General features: G+C 34.8%; 7 protein-coding genes. All 7 read left to right on the forward strand.

Annotated elements, in window-relative coordinates:
- Positions 1-44 precede the first annotated feature (44 nt).
- The 7 genes from HED67_RS15750 (at position 45) to HED67_RS15780 (ending at position 5,596) form a co-directional block, all read left to right on the forward strand.
- Positions 45-236 carry a RumC family sactipeptide gene (locus tag HED67_RS15750; RefSeq protein ID WP_021739626.1) on the forward strand — a complete coding sequence of 64 codons (192 nt, stop codon included), beginning with the start codon at positions 45-47 and terminating at the stop codon, positions 234-236.
- Positions 237-421: 185 nt separating this feature from the next.
- Positions 422-1,264: a C39 family peptidase gene (locus HED67_RS15755; protein ID WP_242831205.1), complete on the forward strand. Its 843-nt coding sequence runs from the start codon at positions 422-424 to the stop codon at positions 1,262-1,264.
- 87 nt (positions 1,265-1,351) lie between these two features.
- A complete protein-coding gene (locus tag HED67_RS15760) occupies positions 1,352-1,837 on the forward strand; it encodes a hypothetical protein (protein ID WP_021739624.1) in 486 nt (161 codons plus the stop codon).
- A gap of 14 nt (positions 1,838-1,851) precedes the next feature.
- Positions 1,852-3,069 carry an ABC transporter permease gene (locus tag HED67_RS15765; protein ID WP_044963895.1) on the forward strand — a complete coding sequence of 406 codons (1,218 nt, stop codon included), beginning with the start codon at positions 1,852-1,854 and terminating at the stop codon, positions 3,067-3,069.
- A 1-nt stretch (position 3,070) separates the two neighbouring features.
- The gene (locus HED67_RS15770; protein WP_021739622.1) at positions 3,071-3,478 is read left to right on the forward strand and encodes a hypothetical protein; all 408 of its coding nucleotides are present in this window, start codon (positions 3,071-3,073) and stop codon (positions 3,476-3,478) included.
- 15 nt (positions 3,479-3,493) lie between these two features.
- A complete protein-coding gene (locus HED67_RS15775; RefSeq protein WP_021739621.1) occupies positions 3,494-4,153 on the forward strand; it encodes an ABC transporter ATP-binding protein in 660 nt (219 codons plus the stop codon).
- Positions 4,154-5,596, forward strand: coding sequence for an ABC transporter permease (locus tag HED67_RS15780; RefSeq protein WP_021739620.1), 1,443 nt, complete (start codon positions 4,154-4,156; stop codon positions 5,594-5,596).
- The last annotated feature ends 163 nt before the right edge of the window (positions 5,597-5,759 follow it).

Raw genomic sequence — 5,759 nt, forward strand, 5'->3', positions numbered from 1 at the left:
ATAATTTAAAATAGAAAAAATCAGACGGAAAGGAGGCGGCTGGTATGAGAAAAATCGTAGCAGGAAAGTTACAGACAGGAGCAGACTTTGAAGGCAGCAAAGGTGGATGTGTTTGTAGCGGAAGTGTAGCAGTAGCAAACTCTCATAATGCAGGACTGGCGTATTGCGTGGGATACTGTGGAAACAACGGAGTAGTGACTAGAAATGCTAATGCAAATATCGCAAAAACTGCATAAGATGTAAAAAGACGTCTTATAGGAAGGGGAGATTTGTAATAGAATCTCCCTTTTTCTTTTTGGGGCTAGGGAAGAATTTACTATGCAAGAATGGTTTGATAGTTTCACGGATATAAAATATAAGAATGTTATCAGTAACACTAAATAAGGTGAATTTTATAAAGCTGAAGGGAGGTTAAATAAGAATGGTACGAAAGAGTAGAAGAAAGAGAAAAACACGAGTATTAAAATGTATAGTTTTTTTGGGAATTATTGTTTTTATAAGCTGTATGGGGGTGTATTTCTATAGAAAATACAAGGATACACAATTACAAAATATGGTGGATCAAACTGTGGAAAATGGAGATGTGATGGGAACATTACAAAAGATGTCAAATTACGATTCTCGTATAAAAGATATAATAGAAAATCAAGATCAGTATCCCAAAGAACTTTTAGAATTGTTAACAGCAAATATAGAGACTATAGAGTTTGTGTTTGATTATCCTGAAAAGAAAGATAACTTACCAGCTACAATAGTAGAAGAAGCAAAAAGTGGAGAAATCCCATTACTATTGCAATGGGATGAAAGATGGGGATATCAGAATTATGGAGACGGCATGTTGGCAGTAAATGGGTGTGGTCCAACAGCACTCTCTATGGTTATTGTAGGTCTCACGGGGAATAAGCAGGCGACACCTTATCAAGTAGCACAGTATGCAGAACAAAATGGGTATTATGTAGAAGGGGTAGGAAGTAGTTGGAGTATGATGACAGATATAGGAAGCCATTTTGGGATTCAGGGAAGAGAAATTTCTTTGGATAAAGATAATATTCAGACAGAATTAGAATCAGGACATCCAATTATTTGTGCCATGCGTCCAGGAGATTTTACAACAACCGGACATTTTATCGTCTTGACAGGAATGAAAGATGGAAAGATTTGTGTCCATGATCCCAATAGTAAAAAAAGAAGCGAAAAATTATGGGACTATGAAACGTTAGAAGGACAAATCAATAATTTGTGGAGCTTTACAACACTTTTTTAATTCTACACATAAATTACACATAAAAAACGTGATAAACATAAGTGATATTTTTATAATAAAGACATAAAAATATTGGAGGTATCAATTATGAAGAAAAAAATTGCAATGGTGATATTGGCAACTTGTTTATTTGGAACTTTAGCAGGCTGTGAGAAGGATAGCAGTAATAAACCAGAAGTTCCTTCAACAGAAAATTCAACAAATAGTGTAAATCAAACTGAAAATAGCACGGAGAAGAGCGAAGGAATAAGTGCTTTAAGCAATGCTAATTTGGTTGGAACAGTAATTGATTTTACAGAAACAGGATGCACACTCGGAAAAGGAAGTGTTACAGAAGATACTATGACTGCACCAGCAACTGGAGAGGATACAGAAGGTGTAGAAAAAATTTCTGTACAGTATGCTGATAATACACAATTTCAAATTTCGAATTCTACAAGTACGAATGTAACTTTAGAGGCGGGAACAAAAGAAGATGTAAAAAAATCATCAGCAGTCTTTCTGTATGGGGAATATCAGGAAGATGGAACATTCTTGGCTACGCGTGTAATTATAGATCGTTTTCAAAAATAGTAGGAGGAGATAAATTGGGAAGTGCGAAAAGAGCAGTGCGTTACTTGATAAGAAAAAAATCAAAAACAGTAATTTTGTTTTTGGTACTCTTGATTTCAGAAGCGATGATTTTAAGTACAGGGATTATTTTAAAAGCATCAAATGAGGCAAAAAGCGAACTGCAGAAAAAAACAAAGACAAAAATATTGGCAGGAATTATGGAAAATAACAACCCGATCACAACGGAGGATATAAATAAAATACAGAAATTGAAGGGAATAGATAAGATTAATAAAAATGCAACATTATCTGCATATCCTACAAATTTCCAAACAGTAACGGAAAACCAGAATACAAATACAGAAAATCTTCAGGTTCGATTGGTTGGTTATGATGATTTAAAATTAGACGGTGCCTTTGCGGAAAGTGAAATCCGGATAGTAAAAGGAAAGTATCCAAAAGAGAAAAATGAAGTTGTTATCAATCAAATATTAGCAGAGACTAACAAGTTAGAGATTGGAGATACGGTTACTTTCGAAACAGATGGCGGGAAGAAAATGGATGGAGTGATATCAGGATATTATTTGTCTGGTTCGGAAAGAAATCAGTCGAAAGAAATGGCATCTGTTTATAGGATTGAAAATACTATTTACACAAAAACAGAATCTATAGCAGCATTACAGGAAATAAGCGGATATGAACGTATTTCCGTATATTTGAAAAATCCAGAAAATTTAGAAAAGATAGAGGGAGAAATGGCAAATATATTAGGAGAAAAAGTTGAACTGACAAAGTCTGATATGCTATTTCGTCAAATGAAACAACCACTCGAACAGGTTATGCAGGTTGTAAGTTTAATGTTATATTTGACATTAGGAACATCTGCAATTGTTATAACGCTCCTTCTATGTATGTGGATGAGGGGGAGAAAGAAAGAAATAGCAGTTTATATCAGTTTGGGAAAAAATAAATGCTCGATATTATCACAGTTATTATTAGAGAGTTTTTTGGTATTTGCAGTTTCATCTGTATCTGCTGTTGTTATAGGGAATATTTTGGCAGAAAAATTGAAGGGAGTATTATTTGCAGGAAAAAGTATTTCTACACTGGCAATAGAAATTAGTCCACACTTATCAGATATCGGAATGCTTATTATGAGTGGCGCTATGATACTTTTCATTGGAATTGGTATATCAGTGATACCTGTTTTGCGGACGAATCCTAAAGATACATTATCAGATATGGAGGGATAGTATGGAAAATAAGATAGAAATTGTTGTACCAATATTAGAACTATATGAATCTGTAGAGGATGATTTAAGAAAGATAGGGATTCGAATTAGATTGGATGTGTATGATGGAATGGACAACTGTATATATGCAAATAAAAATGCACTTAAATTATGTTTAACAAGTATTTTGTACTATTTTATCGACAAACGTCCAGAACTTTCTGTTTTAGAAATAAGCTTAAAATCTTATGAGGAAAGGATATGGATAATTTTTAGAAGTGCAGAAGAAAAGTACAGATCCAAAAGGCAAACACCTATTCATAATTCAGAGATGGATGTGATAAGGGGATATTTAAAAACAAAAGGTATTTTTTTGAGAGAAGAAAAATTACCAGATGAAGTAGAAATTGGATTTGAAAATGTAGATTGATTAGGAGGCGATAATGTGGTTTTAGAAGTAAAGAATATAGTTTATTACTATAAAACAAATAAAAGTAAAAATGTTTTGAATGGGATTAGTTATAAGTTTGAAGAAGGTAAGGTTTATGCTATTTTAGGTGCAAGTGGATCAGGAAAGACAACATTTTTATCATTGCTTGCAGGTTTGGATGTTCCTGTTCTTGGAACTATTTTGTATGAAGAAGAGGACATTCTAAAGGGCGGATTGAATCATCATCGAAAAGAACATGTTTCCTTAGTGTTTCAGAACTATAATTTGATTGATTATTTAACTCCAAAGGAAAATGTTATGCTTGGAGGAAATGGAAATCCTGAAGAACTATTAACTGCTGTTGGGATCCAAAAGGAAGATTGGGATCGGAAAGTTTTACAACTTTCTGGAGGACAGCAGCAAAGAGTGGCTATTGCAAGAGCTTTAGCGAGTCCAGCTAAAGTATTATTGGCAGATGAACCAACAGGAAATCTTGATGAAGATATTGGCAGAGAAGTTACTGAGCTTCTTCAGGAAACAGCACATAAATTAGGGAAATGTGTAATTGTAGTAACCCATAGTAGAAGTATGGCAGAAACAGCAGATGTTGTTATTAAAATAGAAAAAGGGAAAATACACGAAGAAAATATAAGAGAAAAAGGAGAGGTTTCATAAATGAATGTGTTAAGACGTGGTGCTTATTCTGTAGTTAGAAAACCCATAAAAAGCATTCTTCTCCTATTAGTAGTTGTAGTGATTAGCAGTTTTTTCATGGCAGGATTGGCAGGTCAGTCTGCAAGTGTCAATGTACAGGACTCTACGCGGCAAGCGGTAGGAGCAACCTTTAGGCTGGAATTAAGTGAAGCGAACCGACATACTAGGCTTGACGAGGCAACAGAAAAAATTGGAGAAGGAAAAGAAGGAACTTATCGAGGGGTAACAATAAAAAAATTTGAAGATGGAGCCTATGGAGTTTTGACAGATAATTCTTTTGAAACAGTTATCCCGGAAGATGCAGAAACGATAGCAAAAGTAAAAGGAATCGAAGAATACAACCTGATTACAGTAGCAACAGTAGTAAATCCTGTGAATTTTAAAAGAATTGAAGATCCGGATATGGATCAGAGCCAGGACTTTGGAGGTGTTAATCTAAGAGGCAATCGAATTATGGAAATGGATATGGATGTTGCAGCAGGAAAAATTAAATTGATAGATGGACGAATGACAACCAAAGAGGATAAAGATGTTTGTGTTATTTCAAAAGAACTGGCAAAATTAAACGGACTGCAAGTAGGCGACAGTCTACAGTTCAATCAGTGGGATGAGAAGGAGAATTCGAAAGTCTATAGTGCGAAGATTGTAGGAATCTATGAAGCGGTGCAGAAGTTGGAACCGGTTATGTCAGGAGATACCTATCGGTCAGAAAATACGATCTTTACCGATATGAATTTTCCGGAAAAACCATCTGGAGAAGAGGGAAATCCGCTGTTCCGATATGCGATTTTTAAAGTAGCCAATGTAGATCAATATGATGAGGTGAAAGAGAAAATTGAAAAAGTAGACATTGACTGGAAACGATATGATCTAATTGATAGTAATGGAAATATTCAGAGTATGGCTGAAAATTTTAATAATATGAAGCAGTTAAGTGAAATGCTGTTAATCGTAGTTTCAGCAGCAAGTTTTATCATATTAAGTCTGATTTTTTTATTCTGGATGAAGAACCGTACACAGGAAATTGGCATTTTTATGGCGTTAGGAGAAAGCAAGAAGAAAATTTGGAGTCAATTTCTTTGGGAAGCTATGCTGATTGGAGTTTTGGGATTAGTATTGTCATTTATGATATCGCCTGCACTTTCCAAAATGACAGCATCTTATATGGCACAGCAATCCCAGAGTCAGGCAGAAGAGCAGAAAGAAGCAACGGAAAATCAGGTATTTGCAGACGGATATACCGCACCGGATTTGAAATTACAGAACATAGAAATAGAAGTTACGCCAGATATGTTGATAAAAGATACAATTGCAATCGGTGGATTGCTATTCATTTCAGTTTCAGTAGCAGGGATTATGATCATGAGGAAAAAACCAAAAGAAATTTTATCAGAAATGAGTTGATATATTTTGGAAAAAATGTTAGGAGGAAAGAGAATTGAAAGCAAAAGAACACCTGAAAAAGATTAAAGAGATCATTGACGTAGAGCGAGGATACAGTCTGGGGACTGTTTTCACTACCAGAAACAAACAGTATATGTATGATACAGGAACCGGAAAAGTGTTT

It is taken from the genome of Pseudocoprococcus catus (assembly GCF_019734885.1).
Taxonomy (GTDB): domain Bacteria; phylum Bacillota; class Clostridia; order Lachnospirales; family Lachnospiraceae; genus Coprococcus_A; species Coprococcus_A catus.